Here is a 13,077-nt window from a genome sequence, read left to right on the forward strand (position 1 = left end):
GCACCCGGCCGCCGACGCCGGTCTGCGGCATCGAAGCTTCCGCAATATCATGAGAGGCGTCGGCGTTCCGTCGACAAGACGACGATACAAACCGCAGCCGCCCGGCCGCCTCCCCCATTCGTGCCACAGCGTTAGGAGCCCCCACTTTGGCCGCCCCGCCGCCCACCCCCGGTCTGGCCCGACCGCGCGTCGACACCGTGCCCGCCGAACCCGGCCGCGGCGACCGCGACGCCGCGCTCCACGCGATGGCCGCGGCGCTGGCCGGCCCGGGCCTGGTGGTCGTCACCGGCCCGCCCGGCATCGGCCGCACCCGCCTGCTCGACCGGCTCGCGCAGGCCTCGAAGCGACCCGTGCACGCCGGCGGGGGCCTGGCGATGCTCTCGGGCGCGCCCGCGCTCGCCCTCGAACGCGCCACGCGGGCGCGCATGCCCGCCGACGACCTGCCGCTGCTGGCCGAGGCGGTCTACTCGCGCACCCGTGGCGGCCTGCTCGTCATCGACGACCTCCAGTGGTGCGACGCGGCGACTCTCGCCGTCCTCCCGGTCCTGGCCGAGCGCCTCCCGGTCGCCGCCGCCCTGCGCACTCCCAACCGCCTGAGCGAAGCCGCCCTGGAGCGGCTCCTCGCCGCCGCCACCGTCATCCCCGTACCGGACCTGACCGACGCCGAAGCGGCCCGGCTCGTCGCCGAGGCCGCCCCGGCGCTGCCCCCGGCCCGCGCCGCCGCGCTCACCGTCCGCGCCGGCGGCAACCCCCTGGCCCTGACCGCGCTCGCGAAGCGGGCCGCGCACCTCGACGCGGGCGAGGACGACCTCGACCTGGACAACCCCGGCGACCCGGCCGCCGCGGCGGCGGCCGCGATCGCCGACCTGCCCCGGGCCGGCCGCACCGCCCTGGCCGCGCTCGGGCTCCTGGGCCGCCCGGCCCACCCCAGCCTCCTGGGCGAGGGCGCCGCGATCCTCCACGAGGCCGGCCTCGCCGTCCCCGACGGCGTCCACCTGCGCGCCGCCAGCCCGTGGATGGCCGAGGTCGCCGCGGGCATCCTCGAACGCGACGCCCGCATCTCGATGCACGAGCACCTGGCCGACGCCACGCTCGGCGTCGAATCCGCGCGGCACGCGCACGCCGCCGGACTCGCCGGCCGCGCCCTGGCCACCGCGCTCGAAGCGGCCGAGCACGCCGGGCCGCAGGCGAAGGCCGAAGCGCTCCTGCTCGCGGCCGAACTCGACCCGGCCCACGCCGTCGCCGCCGCCCGCGCGGCCCTCGCGGCCGGGCGCACCCGCGCCGCGCTCGCCGTCCTCGACCGCGCCGGAGGCGGCCCCGAGACCGCCCTCGCCCGCGCCTGGGCGCTGCTGGCCCTCGGCGAGACCGCCCGGGCCCGCGCCGCGCTCGCCGACGCCCCGGCCGGTCCCGAGACCGACCAGCTGCGCCTCCTCACCGCCCCGCCGTCCGAAAAGGACCTCCTGGCGGCGGAGCTGCGCGACGCCCACCCCGACCTGGCCCACCCGGGCCTGGCCGCCGCCCTCGCCGGCGACGACCCCGACGCCCTCGCGTTCGCCGAAGCGCTCGCCCGCGACGCGGGCGACACCACCACCGCGTTCTGGTGCGCCTGGTCGCGCGTCATCGCCCTCGCCGACGCCGCCCGCCTCGTCGAGGCCGAAGCGGTCGCGCACGAAGCGGCCGACCGCGCCGGCGCCGCCGGCGCCTACTCGTGGCAGACCCGGTTCCTCGCCGCCGCCGCCTGGTGCCTGGTCCTGTCCGGCACGGGCCTGGACAACGTCATCGCCGCCGCCCAGTCCCTCGCCGACCACGCCCTCCCGGCGGTCGCCGACACGCTCATCGACGCCGCGATCGCCCTCGCCGAAGCCGACACCGGCGCCCTCGGCGCCGCCCGCAACCGGATCACCCGCCTCAAAGACGCGCCCGCCGCCCTCGAAGGCCTCGTCGCCTGGCTCGAACACGAGACCGCCTGGCTCGACGGCCAGCCCGGACCCGAAGCCCCCGAAGCCCGGCCGGGCCTGGTCGGCGGCCTCGCCCACATCACCGGCCGCTGGATCGCCTACGACACCGGCACCGAACCGGTCGCCGCCGAACCCGCCCCCTGGCCCGTCCCCGTCGCCTCCACCCTCGCCGCCTGGGACAAGGCCGCCCCCGGCCCCTTCGCGCAGGCCGCGACCGCCTGGGACGGCCTCGCCGCCCGCGAGCAGGTCCGCTGCCTGCTCGCGCTGGCCGCGCACGCCGGGGACGCCAAGGCCGCCGTCGCCGCCCTCGAAGCGGCCGAGCGGATCGCCGACGAGCACGGCCTGATCGTCCTGGCCGGGCGCGCCCGCCGGGGCCTGCGCAAGCACGACGTCCGCCGCGACCGCCGCTCGGCGCGCGGCGGCGGCGGCCTGACCGACCGCGAGAGCGAAGTGCTGCGCCATGTCGCCTCGGGGCACCCGTCGCGGCGGATCGCCGAGATCCTGGGCATCACCGCCGAGACCGTGGAGACCCACATCCGTTCGGGCATGCGCAAACTCGGCGCGAAGACCCGCACCGAGGCCGCCGTGCTCCTGACGGCCGCCGAAGGCGGTGAGGCGTGATGGGCGAGGCGGTGCCGCTGCACGTGGTCGGCGCCGCCGGTGACGCGGACGCGATCGTGCGCCGCTGCGCGGCCGCCGGCTGGGCCGCGCACCGCGGCTTCGCGCTGCTGGAGCCCGCATGGGACCTGGCCGAGCGGCGCCTGGTGTGCCACGGGCAGGTCAGCGACGACCACACCGCCTCGCAGGCGGTCCTGGCCGCGGCCCGCGGCGCCGGCATCGTCGCGGTCGCCACCGGCGCCCTCGCCTTGAGCCTCGCGGCCGACCTGCGCCGGGTCGGGCCCCTCGGCCTCACCCCCGGCAAGGCCGAAGCCGCCGACGGCCTCGACCTCGACGCCGAGCAGCGCGCCCTCCTGGGCCGCCTGGCGGCCGGCTCGACGATCGCGGCCGCCGCCGAAGCCGAGTTCGTGTCCCTGCGCACCGCCAACCGCCGCATCGCCGCGGCCCGGCAATCCCTGGGCGTCAAGACCACCCGCGAAGCGGTCATGATCTACATCAAGCACGCCCGCGACTGACGCCCGCCGGCCGCGTGCGGTATCCCCGTGCAGGAAGCGGCGGCGCGCCCCGGCGTCCCGGCAGGCCCGCGGTCCGGTGGATCACCCGCGTGCGGAACCGCCTTCGCCGTCCACGGCCGGTCTCACGACACCTGGTGACTCCGGCGATGTCGGCGCCGCCGTCGGGCCGGAACCGTTCACCTGCCGCACGAACACGACAGCGGCCTCCAAGGCGGCGGTGAACGCGGCGTGCTCCGTCCGAGCGGCCCCGATCCTGCGATGTCCCCGCTCCGACGCGTCCACGTACGCCCGCCACGCCCGGTGCACCTGGGCGACATGCGAGTACACGCCGAAGAGCTCCGCGACCGCTTCGTCGGCCGATCGGCGCGGACCGGTCGCGCGCCCGGCCTTCACCGTCTCCGCGTGCCACTGGTAGCGGTGGTATTCGGCCAGCAGCTCGCCGAGTCGCACCAGCACGCCGTTCCCCACGAGCATGCTGCCGAGTATCTGGATCGCGAGGTTGTCCAACGGGATCTTGGACGGACCCTCGATGTCCTCGAGCTCGCCGAGTTCGCCTTCGTGCCGCTCCAGCGCCGCCTGCCATGCGTCGATGCGCTCCGCCATGCCGTGCCCCTCGATCGTCGAGACGTGAACCCGATGCCGCACTGCCACCACTCGCCATGCGAGGCAAGCGGACCGGTACCGGTGGCGCGCCCGCGGCCGAGCGTGTCCGAACCGCAGTCCCCCGTGCCGATGATGCCGCAGGGGTGCGACACGCGGCCGCCCGGCGCCGCACCGGCCGGTGTGCGGCGCCGACGAGAGCGACGCCGCCGCCCGCACCGGGGGACCGGCCCGGGCACACAGCCGGGCCCGGTGCGGGAAACGCACCGGGCCCGTCGGCTTCCTCTGGCGCTACTTCAACTCGGCGAGGCGCGCTTCGGCCTCCTCGAGCTGGCGGCGCAGCCGCGACGCCTCCTCGGCGGCCTCGGAGCGGATCTTCTCGACCACCTCGTCGACGACCTCGGCGACCTCGTCCGAACCCGACGCCTGGCACATCGCCAGCGCGTTCGAGTGCGCCACCTTGGCGCCCTTGACGACCGCGCGGGCCCCGCGGGTCGCCGCGACCGACCACTCGCCGTCCTCATAGGTCAGCGTGATCGACAGCTCGGGGTGCTTCGCGGCGGCGGCGCGCGGCCGGGCCGCCTTCTTCTTCGGGGCCGCGGCGGGCTCGGCGGCGGCCTGGGGCGCCTCGGGTGCGGTCACGGTCTTCCTCTCACTCACAGCTGGTTGGTTTTTCGGCGCCGGCTCATCCGGCAGCAGGCCCGGGCCCGAAGGCGCGACCGGCTCGTTCGAACGCTGGCGGGGCGCGCGGCGCGCGCCCTCCCCGGGCGCGGGCAGGCGCAGTTCGGCGGCGGAGAACGACAACTCGTCGGATCCGAACGCGACATGGACGAAGTCGTCGACCCCGCCCGGGTCGAGGGCCACGACCTTCCCGGTGCGCCCGGCGACCTGCCCGGCGGCGTCGGTGAACACCACCTTCGGCTTCTTTCCTTGCGCCAGCACCGCTTCGAGATGAGCGATGTCGGCACTCGACAGTGACATCAGGGGCTCCTTCACAAGGTTGCGGCGGGCACCGCTGCACAGCGGGCGCCCGCGGGCCGGCTGCGGGCCGACCGGTTGCTGCATCCTCCAATACCTATCCCGCGGGTACGACACCACCCCGCGCAGAAGTCGCCCACGCCCGCCCCGCGCCCCGGACCGCCACCGCCCCAACACCACCAGCGAACCCTCCACCACACCCCACCGGTCCGGGCCCCGGCTGCACCGACCCGGCCACACCGCCCGGCCCGGAATATCGGCTGCGGTTCAGGCCCGGGCCATGTCGGGTTCCCCCACCCGCCCAACGGGCCGCCTACGCTCCGACCATGAGAGTCGCACTGGTCACCGAGTCATTCCCGCCCCAGATCAACGGCGTCGCCCGCTCCGTCGCCCGCGCCGCCGCCCACCTCGCCGCCCGCGGCATCGAACCCGTCGTCATCGCCCCCGCCCCCGGACCCGGCCCCCGCCCCGTCTTCGACTGGCCCGTCGTCCACGTCCCCTCCATCCAACTGCCCGCCTACAAGCACTTCCGCGCCGGCCTGGCCACCCGCGTCCTCGACGACGCCCTCGACACCCACCGGCCCGACATCGTCCACCTCGCCAGCCCCTTCGGCTACACCGCCCGCGCCGCCGCCTGGGCCGAACGCCGCGGCGTCCCCACCGTCGCCGTCTGGCAGACCGACCTGCCCGCCTACACCCGCGCCTACCACCTCACCGCCTTCGAACAGCTCGTCTGGCACCGCCTGCGCTCCATCCACTCCCGCGCCCGCGTCAACCTCGCCCTGTCCGAATGCACCGCCGAACTCCTCACCGCCCAAGGCATCGGCGGCATCGCCGTCCTCCCGCACGGCGTCGACACCGACCGCTTCCACCCCCGCTACCGCGACCGCACCCTCCACGACGCCCTCACCCCCGAGCGCGAACTCCTCGTCGGCTACGTCGGCCGCCTCGCCCGCGAGAAGCAGCTCCACTGGCTCGCCGACCTCGCCGCCGCCCCCGGCATCCGCCTCGTCATAGCCGGCGACGGCCCCCGCCGCCGCGCCCTCGAACGCCTCCTCCCGCGCGCGACGTTCCTCGGCGCCCTCCACGGCACCGACCTCTCCCGCCTCTACGCCTCCCTCGACCTGTTCGTCCACACCGGACCATTCGAGACGTTCGGCCAGACCATCCAGGAAGCCCACGCCTCCGCCGTCCCCGTCGTCGCCGTCGACGCCGGAGGAGCGGCCGAACTGGTCGACCCCGGCGTCGACGGCACCCACTTCCCGCCCGGCGACCCCGCCGCGCTGGCCGCCACCGTCACCGCCCTCGCCGCCCGCCGCGACCTGCTGCGCCAGTGGGGCGAACGCGGCCGCCGCAAAGTCCAGGCCCGCACCTGGGAAGCCGAAGGCGACGCCCTCATCGCCCACTACGAGCGGGCACTGGCACTCGGACCCGCGCGCGCGAGCCTCGCCGTCCCCACGGCTTGACGTACGACAGCACCACCGCGCCCACATACACCGAGGAGGACACGATCGGCGCCGCCAGGACCTGACCGTCCAGCACCTGCAGCCGCACCGGATCCAGCGAAGCGGCCGTCTCGGCCAGCCCCGGCCGCAGCGAGAACACCGTGAGCGCGAACGTCACCGCCGTCGCCACCAGCTTCACCAGCACCCACGTGTACGCCGGCGTCCACTTCGTCCCCAGCATGAGCACGACCCCCGACGCCAGCGCCGCCGCGCCCAACGGCACCGCCAGCGCCCCGGCGAGCACCGCCATCGCCGAACCCGCCGCGTACTGCGCGGCCGCCTCCGAAGTCCCCGTAGCCCACAGGCCCAGCACGAGCAGGCACAGGCTCAGGCCCAGCCACGCGACCGACGAGACGACATGGGTGATGATCAACGCCCGGTACACGGGCCTGCGAAGCTTGAACATGCCACCAGCGTCACCCCCGGACCCGCCCCCGCGCATCAGCGCCCGAACGTACCCGCGCCTACGCCCCCGCGCCGAGCCCCGCTAGATCGCCTCCGCGGTGACCGCCTTCGTGTCCATCCGCGCCCACCGCAACCCCACCAGCGGGAACACCAGCACCGACAGCATCGCCGCCCCGATCATCGCCGCCGCGACCGACTCGTCCACCAGCCCCCGCTCCGCCGCCGTCGACGCCGCCACCACCACGATCGGCAGCTGCGTCGCCGCGAACGCCGCCAACGCCCCCCGCGGCGCCCGCCCCAGCACCCGCCGGAACACCGCGAACGTCACCACACCCCGCACCAGCGCGAACGCGGCCAAGAACACCGGGATCAACGCCAGCGCCACCGGCGAGGCCAGCAACTGGTCCAAATCGAACGTCACCCCCGTGTACACGAAGAACACCGGCACCACCGCCCCGAAACCGATCCCGTCCAACTTCGACTGCACCAGCGCCTCCTCCCGCTCGTCCAACGCCGACAGCAGCACATGCATGCACACCCCCGCCGCGAACGCCCCCAACGCGATGTCCACCCCGATCTCCGCCGCCAGCAGCACCGCCGACAACAGCACCAGCACCGACAACCGCACCGCCAACTGCGCGCTCGTCCCCAGCGTCGCCGACAACAGCCGCGACACCCGCGCCGAACGCCGCAACGACCCGAACGCCGCCGCCGCCACCGCCAACCCCACCACCGCGATCACGAACGTCGTCCGCCCCGAATGCGCACCCTCCGAGAAGAACAACGCCAGCAACGCGATCGGCGCGAACTCGCCCACCGCCCCCACCGCCATCAGATGCGGCCCCACCGGACCCGCCAGCAGCCCCGAATCCCGCGCGATCGGCAGAATCGTCCCCAACGCCGTCGAACACAACCCGATCGCCACGATCAGCACCGCCGCCCCCGCACCGAACACGAACAGCCCGCCCGCCGCCACCGCGAACGACACCACCCACCCCACCGACGCCAGCGTGATCGGCCGCCCCCGCACCGCCCGGAAATCGATCTCATACCCCGCCAAGAAGAACAGCATCGCCAACCCCAGCTGCGACACCGCCTCGAACACCGGATGCTCCGCCACCAGACCCAGCACCTGCGGCCCGATCACGATCCCCAGCACGATCTCCACGACCACACTCGGCAGCCGCACCCACCGCTCCAACCGATCCACCACCAGCGGCGCCGCCACCGCCGCGACCGCCAGCACCACCAACTGGATCGGCACCGTCCCGTGCATCACGTCCACCGCGCGAGCGTAACGACCCCACCAGCCCAAACAGGCCACTTCGGGGCTTAACCCCACCCCCGATCGGGGGAGCAGCGACACTACCGACAAGTAACCGATGGCGATACCGTCAAGACATGGCACTGGCGATCACCGAACCCAAACCCCGACTGCGCGGCTGGCTCCACCTCGCCGCCTTCCCCACCGCCGTCCTCGCCGGACTCGTCCTCATCGCCACCGCCCCCACCCTCACCGGCCGCCTCGCCACCGCCCTCTACGTCGCCACCTCCGCCGCCCTCTTCGGCATCTCCGCCCTCTACCACCGCACCAACCTCACCGAGCGCGCCACCACCCGCCTCAAACGCCTCGACCACGCCAACATCTACCTGATCATCGCCGGCACCTACACGCCCATCGCCGCCCTCGCCCTCACCGGCACCGCCCGCACCGCACTCCTGGCCGCCATCTGGACCGGCGCCCTCGCCGGCGTCGCCTTCCGCACCCTCTGGCTCGCCGCCCCGCGCTGGCTGTACACGGTCCTCTACATCGCCCTGGGCTGGGCGGCCCTGTTCGTCATGCCCCAGCTCCTCGAAGGCGCGGGCACCGCCGCGACGGTCCTGATCATCACCGGCGGCGTGCTCTACACGGTCGGGGGCGTCATCTACGCCCTCAAGCGCCCCAACCCGTCGGTGCAGTGGTTCGGGTTCCACGAGGTCTTCCACGCCTTCACCGTCGCCGCCTACGCCGTCCAGTTCACGGCCGTCGCCCTCGTCCTCCACGCCGCCTGACACGCCCGCCGCCCGGTTATCATTGGGCCCCTAGCGAGGAGGCCGCGATGAGCGACAGGCAGGCACGAGGCGTCGACCGCCAGATCCAAGAGGCCGAGGCCCGCGGCGAGTTCAAGAACCTGCCCGGCGCCGGCAAGCCCCTCCCGGGCATCGGACAGCCCCTGCGCGAGGACTGGTGGCTCCACTAGCAGGCCACCCGCGAGAACATCGGCCTCGACGCCCTCCCGCCCGCCCTCAGACTCGCCCGCGAAGTCGAGGAGCTGGACGCCGCGCTTGACGCGCTCGAGGACGAAGCCGCCGTACGCGACGCCGTCGCAGCGCTCAACGTGCGCATCCGCAAGGCCCTCATCGGCCCGATCGAGGGCCCGCCGCTGCGGTTCGGCCTGCGCGACGTCGACACCGAAGTGCGCGCCTGGCGTGAGCGCCGCGTCTGAGGCCGAGCCCACACCAGCAAGACTTGACGCTGTCAAGATCAGTGCTGCATCATGAACTTGACACTGTCAAGACGCGCGCCTAGCCGCGCACCCCGGAAAGGCCCGCCCCATGGTCCCCATCATCACCCTCACCGCCGCCACCCTCCTCGCCCGCCTCACCGGCCTCCTCGGCGTCGACGCCCTCGACTGGCAGACCTCCCTGCGCATCGGCCTCGCCGCCATGTTCACCATCACCGGCATCGTCCACTTCGTCCCCAAATTCCGCGACGACATGATCCGCATGATCCCCCAACGCCTGCCCCGACCCGCCGCGCTGGTCGCCCTCACCGGCGTCCTCGAACTCGCCGGGGCCGCCGGGCTCCTCGTCCCCGCCACCGCGCCCGCCGCCGCCGTCTGCCTGGCGCTGCTCATGGTCGCGATGTTCCCCGCGAACGTCTCCGCGGCCCGCCGCGGCATCCCGCTCGCCGGGAAACCCGCCACGCCCCTGGGCATCCGCACCGCCGAGCAGATCCTCTTCATCGCCCTCGCCGTCCTCGCCGCCCTGTAAACGGGCCCGGGGGAGCAGCCGGCACGCCGAAGGCCCCGAACCGATGCGGTTCGGGGCCTTCGGCACACGTCTACTCGACCGGGCGTCCCAGCGTCAAGTACGCGAACCCCAGCAGCCCGCGGTGCCCGCGCAGCCACCAGTTCCGGTGCGCGTCGGCCTTCTCCCGGACCGCGGCCGCCTCCGGGTGGTCAGGATTGGCCAGCAGCCACACTTCCTTGTCCGCCAGGAACTGCGACTCGAAGTCGTCCCATTCGTGCTGCTCGATCGCCTCCACGCGCAGCGGTCGGAATCCGGTCGCGATCGCCGTGTCCACGAACTCCGGCAGCAGCTGCCAGTCCCCGGCCGACGTCTCCGGCCACAGCGCGGCCAGCTCCGCCTCGGTCGGCACCCGGTTCCACACGCCGTCGCCGATCAGGAGCCGCCCGCCGGGCTTGACGATCTTGTACAGCTCCCGCAGCGCGTCCGCGCCCGTGCCGAACGCGTGCACCGACCCGATGCAGATCACCAGGTCCGCCGGCTCGGTCCAGTCCTCGCCCCGGTACTCCACGAACTCGAGCCGGTCGGCGATGCCGCGCGAGGCCGCGCCCGCCCGGCCCCGCTCCAAGAGCTCCGCATCCGAGTCGATCCCGTACGCCTTCGCGCCCGGCACCTTCGCGGTCACGCGCTGCAGCAGCTCGCCCCAACCGCATCCGATGTCCACGATCACCCGAGGATTCGCGGCGGCGCACTCCTCGACCTGCCGGTCGAAGCGCCATGCGGCGATAGGGGAGTTGCAGTCCAGATGGCCGTACCGTGTCGGCCCGTCATGAGAAGTCATCGGACGCCACGGTAACAACACGCGCCCACGAGGCGTCAACCGAATACCGCCCCAGCGAGACCAACACTGCAATCGGCCCCCATCGGCCACTCCCGCCGCACCGCAGTGGGACACTCGCCGCATGACCGACCTCAAGACACACCTCAACCGCTACCTCCAATCCGGCCGCGACGCGGTCCTGTGGAAGCTCGAAGGCCTGGGGGAGTACGACATCCGCCGCCCCCTCACCCCCACCGGCACCAACCTCCTCGGCCTCGTCAAACACCTCGCCAGCGTCGAGATCGGCTATTTCGGCGAATGCTTCGCCCGCCCCTTCCCCGAGACCCTGCCCTGGCTCGAAGAGGACGACGCCCACGCCGACCTCTGGGCCACCCCCGACGAGAGCCGCGACTACCTCACCGACCTCTACCGCCGCGTCTGGGACCACTCCGACGCCACCATCCGCGAACTCGACCTCGACGCCGAAGGCAACGTCCCCTGGTGGCCCACCGAGCGCGCCACCGTCACCCTCGGCCAGATCCTCACGCACATGATCGCCGAGACCCACCGCCACGCCGGCCACGCCGACATCGTCCGCGAAGGCATCGACGGCGCCATCGGCATGCGCCAGGGCAACGACAACCTCGGCCGCGACGACGAGCAGTCCTGGACCGAGTACTTCGACCTCGTCGAGCAGAACGCCCGCAAAGCCGCCGGCCGCTGACCCGCCGGGCCGGGTCCCGCCGCGGCCCGGCCCGATGTCGCACCCTCCTGCCACACTCGGCCCATGACCGACCCGAAGACCCACCTGCACCGCTACCTGACCAACGCCCGCGACGCGGTCCTGTGGAAGCTCGAAGGCCTGGGGGAGTACGACATCCGCCGGCCCCTCACCCCCACCGGCACCAACCTCCTCGGCCTCGTCAAGCACCTCACCTGCACCGCCGCCGACTACTTCGGCACCGTCTTCGACCGGCCCTTCCCCGACCCCCAGCCCTGGTTCGACCCCGACGCCCACCCCGGCGCCGACATGTGGGCCGCCCCCGACGAGCCCACCGCCCACCTCACCGACCTCTACCGGCGCGCCTGGGCCCACGCCGACACCACCATTACCAGCCTCGACCTCGACGCCCCCGGCCGCGTCCCCTGGTGGCCCGCCGACACCGCCGACGTCACCCTCCACCAGATCCTCGTCCACATGATCGACGAGACCAACCGCCACGCCGGCCACGCCGACATCATCCGCGAACTCATCGACGGCGCCGCCGGCCTGCGCCCCGGCGCCACCAGCCTCCCCGCCGAAACCCCCGCATGGTGGACCGAACGCCGCGACGCCATCGAGCAAGCCGCACGCCGAGCCGACGGGCACCACTGACACAGGCCCCGGCGGTGTGCCGGGGCCCGAAACTCCAAAAAGGACAAAACACGCGCCGCAGCGCGGGGGAGCAGGAGCCTAGGCCCCGCCCTCGCGCCCGGCCCACCGCGCCTCCGCGGACAGGGCCCGCTCACGCCACGACTCCACCGCCGCGGACGCCGCCGCACCAGCGGCCTCGGCCGCCTCCGCACGCGACGCCGACACCCGCGCCTCGGCCACCGCACCGGAGAGCTCACCGCGCAGCCGCTCCACATCCGCCGCGAGCGCCGCCGCCCGCGCGCCGGCCTGCTCCGCATCCCGCCGCGCCACCGCGACCTCCGCCACCAGCGACTCCACCCGCGCCCGCTCCGCATCCCGCTCACCGATGAACCCCAGCGCCCGCGCCTCGGCCCGCTCCAGAGCCGCCTCACCGGCCCGCAGCGCCTCCGCCGCCTCCGCGGCCACCTCATCCGCCCGCTCCCGCGCCGCCGCCGCCTCGCCCCGCGCCGCGACCGCCACCCGCTCGGCCTCCTCACGGCCCGACACCGCCGCCTCCCGCTCCGACACCGCCAGCGCCCGCGCCTCCTCAGCCGCCCGCGCCGAAACCTCCGCCTCCGCCCTGGCCGCCGCAGCCGCGACCGCCTCAGCGACCGCCGCGCCCGTCTCCTCCCGAGCCGCCTCCGCGGCCCGCACCGCCGCCAACCGCGCCGCGACCGCCTCCTTCGCCCGCGCCTCAGCCGCCGCCACCGCACCAGCGGCCCGCTCGATCTCGTCCCGCGCCCCGGCCAGCTCCTCCCGCAGCGCCGCCGCCGCCGCGGCCACCTCGTCACGCTCCGCCCGCGCCGCCGCCACCGACGACGCCGCGTCCGACCGCACCTCCGCCAACCGGGCCTCCACCTCGGCCGGATCGGTCTCCGCCCGCAGTGCCTCCGCCAGCGGCGCCAGTGCCGACGCCATCGACTGCTCGATCTGCTCGTACAGCTCCTCGGCCCGCGCCAGCGCCCCCTCGAGCCCCGGCGTCGACCGGCGCAGCTCGCGCTGGCGCTTGGCCTGGGCGGCGCAGTCGCCTTCGGCGCAGTACAGGCGCGGGCGCCCGCGCCCGGGCTGCTGCGGGATCGGCGTCCCGCACCGCTTGCACAGCGTCGCGCCCTTGGCGGGCGTCCGGGTCGCGGGAACGGCGGTCGTGGTCGTACCTGTTTTCGTCATGCCCACACCCTATCATTTTTAATTTCCGTTTTTATTATTTAAATAACGTAAAAACATCCGAGTCCCGTCGGGATATATAACTCACGAGAAGTGCCGTTCCCGCAAGTAA

14 protein-coding genes are annotated in these 13,077 nt (G+C 74.3%); 8 read left to right on the forward strand and 6 right to left on the reverse strand.

The window, feature by feature from the left end:
- The first annotated feature begins 146 nt into the window (after positions 1-146).
- Positions 147-2,579 (forward strand): LuxR C-terminal-related transcriptional regulator, encoded by a 2,433-nt coding sequence (locus AB0K52_RS09500; protein WP_363528643.1) that lies wholly within the window; start codon positions 147-149, stop codon positions 2,577-2,579.
- Positions 2,579-3,091, forward strand: a complete 513-nt coding sequence (locus AB0K52_RS09505; RefSeq protein ID WP_363529525.1) for a LuxR family transcriptional regulator — start codon at positions 2,579-2,581, stop codon at positions 3,089-3,091. Before AB0K52_RS09500 ends, AB0K52_RS09505 begins: the two co-directional genes overlap by 1 nt.
- Positions 3,092-3,172: 81 nt before the next feature.
- On the opposite strand, the gene AB0K52_RS09510 is transcribed toward AB0K52_RS09505, so the two are convergent.
- Together AB0K52_RS09510 and AB0K52_RS09515 are read right to left on the reverse strand one after the other, a co-directional pair.
- Positions 3,173-3,694 (reverse strand): hypothetical protein, encoded by a 522-nt coding sequence (locus tag AB0K52_RS09510; protein WP_363528646.1) that lies wholly within the window; start codon positions 3,692-3,694, stop codon positions 3,173-3,175.
- Positions 3,695-3,982: 288 nt separating this feature from the next.
- Positions 3,983-4,672 carry a hypothetical protein gene (locus AB0K52_RS09515; protein WP_363528648.1) on the reverse strand — a complete coding sequence of 230 codons (690 nt, stop codon included), beginning with the start codon at positions 4,670-4,672 and terminating at the stop codon, positions 3,983-3,985.
- A 323-nt stretch (positions 4,673-4,995) separates the two neighbouring features.
- Between AB0K52_RS09515 and AB0K52_RS09520 the strand changes: the two genes are divergently transcribed.
- Positions 4,996-6,135, forward strand: coding sequence for a glycosyltransferase (locus tag AB0K52_RS09520; RefSeq protein WP_363528650.1), 1,140 nt, complete (start codon positions 4,996-4,998; stop codon positions 6,133-6,135).
- Here AB0K52_RS09520 and AB0K52_RS09525 read toward each other — a convergent pair.
- Both AB0K52_RS09525 and AB0K52_RS09530 read right to left on the reverse strand, forming a co-directional pair.
- The gene (locus AB0K52_RS09525; RefSeq protein WP_363528653.1) at positions 6,065-6,580 is read right to left on the reverse strand and encodes a DUF2269 domain-containing protein; all 516 of its coding nucleotides are present in this window, start codon (positions 6,578-6,580) and stop codon (positions 6,065-6,067) included. The genes AB0K52_RS09520 and AB0K52_RS09525 overlap by 71 nt on opposite strands.
- Positions 6,581-6,661: 81 nt before the next feature.
- Positions 6,662-7,855 (reverse strand): cation:proton antiporter, encoded by a 1,194-nt coding sequence (locus AB0K52_RS09530; protein WP_363529528.1) that lies wholly within the window; start codon positions 7,853-7,855, stop codon positions 6,662-6,664.
- 125 nt (positions 7,856-7,980) lie between these two features.
- Between AB0K52_RS09530 and AB0K52_RS09535 the strand changes: the two genes are divergently transcribed.
- From AB0K52_RS09535 to AB0K52_RS09545, 3 genes are all read left to right on the forward strand, one after another.
- A complete protein-coding gene (locus tag AB0K52_RS09535) occupies positions 7,981-8,631 on the forward strand; it encodes a hemolysin III family protein (RefSeq protein ID WP_363528654.1) in 651 nt (216 codons plus the stop codon).
- Positions 8,632-8,678: 47 nt separating this feature from the next.
- On the forward strand, positions 8,679-8,819 hold the full coding sequence (locus AB0K52_RS09540; protein ID WP_363528656.1) for a DnaJ family domain-containing protein: 141 nt from the start codon (positions 8,679-8,681) through the stop codon (positions 8,817-8,819).
- A gap of 355 nt (positions 8,820-9,174) precedes the next feature.
- Positions 9,175-9,612 (forward strand): DoxX family protein, encoded by a 438-nt coding sequence (locus AB0K52_RS09545; RefSeq protein ID WP_363528658.1) that lies wholly within the window; start codon positions 9,175-9,177, stop codon positions 9,610-9,612.
- A gap of 70 nt (positions 9,613-9,682) precedes the next feature.
- Here AB0K52_RS09545 and AB0K52_RS09550 read toward each other — a convergent pair whose 3' ends face one another.
- A complete protein-coding gene (locus AB0K52_RS09550; RefSeq protein WP_363528661.1) occupies positions 9,683-10,429 on the reverse strand; it encodes a class I SAM-dependent methyltransferase in 747 nt (248 codons plus the stop codon).
- Positions 10,430-10,550: 121 nt separating this feature from the next.
- Between AB0K52_RS09550 and AB0K52_RS09555 the strand changes: the two genes are divergently transcribed.
- Both AB0K52_RS09555 and AB0K52_RS09560 read left to right on the forward strand, forming a co-directional pair.
- Positions 10,551-11,132: a DinB family protein gene (locus tag AB0K52_RS09555; RefSeq protein WP_363528663.1), complete on the forward strand. Its 582-nt coding sequence runs from the start codon at positions 10,551-10,553 to the stop codon at positions 11,130-11,132.
- A gap of 63 nt (positions 11,133-11,195) precedes the next feature.
- Positions 11,196-11,783 carry a DinB family protein gene (locus AB0K52_RS09560; protein WP_363528666.1) on the forward strand — a complete coding sequence of 196 codons (588 nt, stop codon included), beginning with the start codon at positions 11,196-11,198 and terminating at the stop codon, positions 11,781-11,783.
- Between the two features lie 78 nt (positions 11,784-11,861).
- Here AB0K52_RS09560 and AB0K52_RS09565 read toward each other — a convergent pair whose 3' ends face one another.
- Entirely contained in the window at positions 11,862-12,968 is a 1,107-nt protein-coding gene (locus tag AB0K52_RS09565; RefSeq protein ID WP_363528669.1) for a hypothetical protein, read from the reverse strand.
- Between the last annotated feature and the right edge of the window lie 109 nt (positions 12,969-13,077).

It is taken from the genome of Glycomyces sp. NPDC049804, from assembly GCF_040674615.1.
Lineage (GTDB): Bacteria > Actinomycetota > Actinomycetes > Mycobacteriales > Micromonosporaceae > Glycomyces > Glycomyces niveus.

Coding starts and splice junctions, on each gene's coding strand:
- AB0K52_RS09505 (WP_363529525.1), top strand. CDS start 2,579: ATGGGCGAGGCGGTGCCGCTGCACGTGGTCGGCGCCGCCGGTGACGCG.
- AB0K52_RS09510 (WP_363528646.1), bottom strand. CDS start 3,694: ATGGCGGAGCGCATCGACGCATGGCAGGCGGCGCTGGAGCGGCACGAA.
- AB0K52_RS09515 (WP_363528648.1), bottom strand. CDS start 4,672: ATGTCACTGTCGAGTGCCGACATCGCTCATCTCGAAGCGGTGCTGGCG.
- AB0K52_RS09520 (WP_363528650.1), top strand. CDS start 4,996: ATGAGAGTCGCACTGGTCACCGAGTCATTCCCGCCCCAGATCAACGGC.
- AB0K52_RS09525 (WP_363528653.1), bottom strand. CDS start 6,580: ATGTTCAAGCTTCGCAGGCCCGTGTACCGGGCGTTGATCATCACCCAT.
- AB0K52_RS09530 (WP_363529528.1), bottom strand. CDS start 7,855: ATGCACGGGACGGTGCCGATCCAGTTGGTGGTGCTGGCGGTCGCGGCG.
- AB0K52_RS09535 (WP_363528654.1), top strand. CDS start 7,981: ATGGCACTGGCGATCACCGAACCCAAACCCCGACTGCGCGGCTGGCTC.
- AB0K52_RS09540 (WP_363528656.1), top strand. CDS start 8,679: ATGAGCGACAGGCAGGCACGAGGCGTCGACCGCCAGATCCAAGAGGCC.
- AB0K52_RS09545 (WP_363528658.1), top strand. CDS start 9,175: ATGGTCCCCATCATCACCCTCACCGCCGCCACCCTCCTCGCCCGCCTC.
- AB0K52_RS09550 (WP_363528661.1), bottom strand. CDS start 10,429: ATGACTTCTCATGACGGGCCGACACGGTACGGCCATCTGGACTGCAAC.
- AB0K52_RS09555 (WP_363528663.1), top strand. CDS start 10,551: ATGACCGACCTCAAGACACACCTCAACCGCTACCTCCAATCCGGCCGC.
- AB0K52_RS09560 (WP_363528666.1), top strand. CDS start 11,196: ATGACCGACCCGAAGACCCACCTGCACCGCTACCTGACCAACGCCCGC.
- AB0K52_RS09565 (WP_363528669.1), bottom strand. CDS start 12,968: ATGACGAAAACAGGTACGACCACGACCGCCGTTCCCGCGACCCGGACG.